This window comes from Emticicia sp., assembly GCF_049241225.1.
In the GTDB taxonomy this organism is placed as follows: domain Bacteria; phylum Bacteroidota; class Bacteroidia; order Cytophagales; family Spirosomataceae; genus Emticicia.
This window is the reverse complement of record NZ_JBMLRC010000193.1, coordinates 1-2610: the sequence shown is the minus strand read 5'-3', so window position 1 is coordinate 2610 and position 2610 is coordinate 1. Positions and strand designations below refer to the sequence as shown.

Annotated in this window: 3 protein-coding genes; all 3 read left to right on the top strand. The window is 39.2% G+C overall.

The features are described 5' to 3' along the window. The coding region (locus ACOVO2_RS10965; RefSeq protein WP_421770011.1) for a T9SS type A sorting domain-containing protein at positions 1-399 on the top strand (399 nt) is incomplete at its 5' end. 23 nt (positions 400-422) lie between these two features. Further along, positions 423-1631: a DUF4249 domain-containing protein gene (locus ACOVO2_RS10960; RefSeq protein ID WP_421770010.1), complete on the top strand. Its 1209-nt coding sequence runs from the start codon at positions 423-425 to the stop codon at positions 1629-1631. Beyond that, a partial coding sequence (locus ACOVO2_RS10955) for a TonB-dependent receptor (protein ID WP_421770009.1) occupies positions 1628-2610 on the top strand: 983 nt, incomplete at its 3' end. The genes ACOVO2_RS10960 and ACOVO2_RS10955, both read left to right, overlap by 4 nt.

The window sequence follows — 2610 nt, the reverse complement described above, 5'->3', positions numbered from 1 at the left end:
AATTTGGCTTTTTATGACACCGAACGGAAATTGCTGAAAGTCAGAACACTGTGGGACTGCACCACAACCAACAGTCTCTTGGTAATTCGAGATGGACTTACGGTAATTACGGCTACCGAAGAAGAAATTCCTGAAGATAATAGCTTGGTAGTTTACCCAAATCCAAGTCAAGCAAATACTAATTTGACCTTCGAGACAATTATCAAGCAAACAGCTGATTATGAAATCGAAATCTTTAATATGGCAGGAACCAGTATTTACAAGCAAGATTTGGGCAGAATTTTAGAAAATGAGCCACTAAAACACCGTTGGAACAGCCAGAATATTCGAGGAGTTTTGATTGTAAAACTCAAGAATAACTTAGGTAAGGTAGTGAGTAAGAAGATAATTATTGAGTAAAACGGCATTAAAACCTAATTTTGATGAAACTTTTCAGACGAAATATATTTATTTTCTTTACGCTTTGCCTTGCTTTTTTAGCTTGTGTTGACCCTTACGACATCGACATCAGCAGTAGTAAAGGCTACATCATTGTTGATGGCGTATTGACCGATTTGAACGAGCCTCAATTCGTAACAATTTTTCGAACTTCCGAAAATGCACAGTTCAAAAGTTCAGAATTTACATCCATTATTTTGGCTCAGAAAAAGGAATCCATTCCTGTTTCTGATGCAAACGTAAAACTTATTGTTGATGGCTCTCAAAGCATTGATTTGGTGGAAACTTTGCCAGGGTATTATTATTTGCCCGATAAATTTCGAGCAAAAGTAGGTAGTTCATATCAGCTGTGGTTTCAAACTCCAAACGGTAAAACTTACGAATCTCCGCTCGAAAAAATGTTGCCCGTTTCGGCCATTAGCAAAATTTACGAAGAATTTAATAAGACAGGAATAAAGAAATTTCCAACCAGCGAAGAGCGTATTTCAACCAATGATTTCTACATAGATTTTCAGGATACTCCTACCGAAAAAAACTTTTACAGATGGCGTTGGACACAATGGGAAACCCAACGATATTGCGAAACTTGTAAGCAAGGCAGGTATTTTTTATACGAAGATGAAAACGGCGAAAATGGCACTTGTTACCGAGATTTGACACTTAACAATAACAACATTTTCGACTACAGTTGCGGAACTTCGTGTTGGGATATTTTTTACAGCTCCGACATCAATATTTTTTCGGATATTTTCACTGATGGACAACTTCAAAAAAATAAATTGGTTGCTCAAATTCCGCTTTATCAATCAAATCAGTGTTTGGTCAGTATTCAACAAATGTCGTTATCGCCCAATGCGTTTAGATACTTCAAACTGATTCAAGACCAATCAATCAATACTGGTACGCTTGCCGACACGCCCCCCGCTCCTATCAAAAGCAATGTGTATAATAAAGAAGATGCGGGTGAGTTAGTTTTGGGGTATTTCTCGGTTTCGTCGGTTAGTGAACAAAAATATATGCTCACTCGTAAAAATACCACTGGAGCGGGACTAAATGCCTTATTTTTTGCAAAAAACAATCGTCTGCCTCAACCCGAAGAACCCTCAGTTGAACGTTTTGATATTCCGTTAGCAATCTGCAAGAAAAGTCTAAGTCGCACACCAATCAAACCCGCAGGATGGCAAATACAATGAAAAAATATTTTTACTTATATATCGCCCTCTTGCTGGTAGGTTTCAATACTCAGGCTCAGTTTTATATCACGGGTATAGTGCGAGACTCCATCACGAATACTCCACTGGAAGGAGCCTCTATCGTGCTTGATTATAACAAGACCAAAAACGGCACAAAAACCGATGCCAATGGCAAGTTTGTACTTACGGTTTCGAGAGGAAATCACACACTCAATGTGCGTTATGTAGGTTATGTATCGGCTTCCAAATTTATTGCTTCTCAGCAAAGTAATTTGAACATAGATTTTTCGCTCACAAGGGTTGAAAACGAACTCGAACAAGTGGTTGTAACCACCAAAGGTTTCGACCAAAACGTTAGGCAGCCATTGCTCGGTGTGAATCAAATCAATATCAAAACCTTTCAGAAATTACCCTCAGCTTTTGGCGAATTAGATTTACTGCGAGGAATGCAAATGCTACCGGGCGTAACCAGCGTGGGTGAAGCCTCCAACGGCGTAAACATCAGAGGCGGTACAACAGACCAAAACCTTATTTTGCTCGATGATACCCCGATTTTCAACCCAACGCACATGTTTGGTTTGTTTTCGGTTTTTCCGCCCGATGCCGTCACAAATTTAGATTTATACAAAGGAAACGTACCAGGCCGATACGGCGGTCGTGCCGCTTCGGTGGTTGACATTACCTTGAAAAATCCAAATCTTGAAAAATTCATGATAAAAGGTGGCGTTAGTATCGTATCGAATCGTTTGATGATAGAAGCCCCAATTGTGAAAGATAAGGTTGGAATCTACTTTGCTGGTCGAGCTGCTTTTAATGATTTTCTTTTGCCGATTGCCTCTGACCGCTTGAATGATATCCGAACAAAATTTGGTGAAGGCGTTTTTAAGGGTTTCTGGAAAGTTAACCCTAAAAATACGCTCACAGCGATGTATTATAAAAGTTATGACAATTTTCAGACAAATTTATTGACCAACCTCCC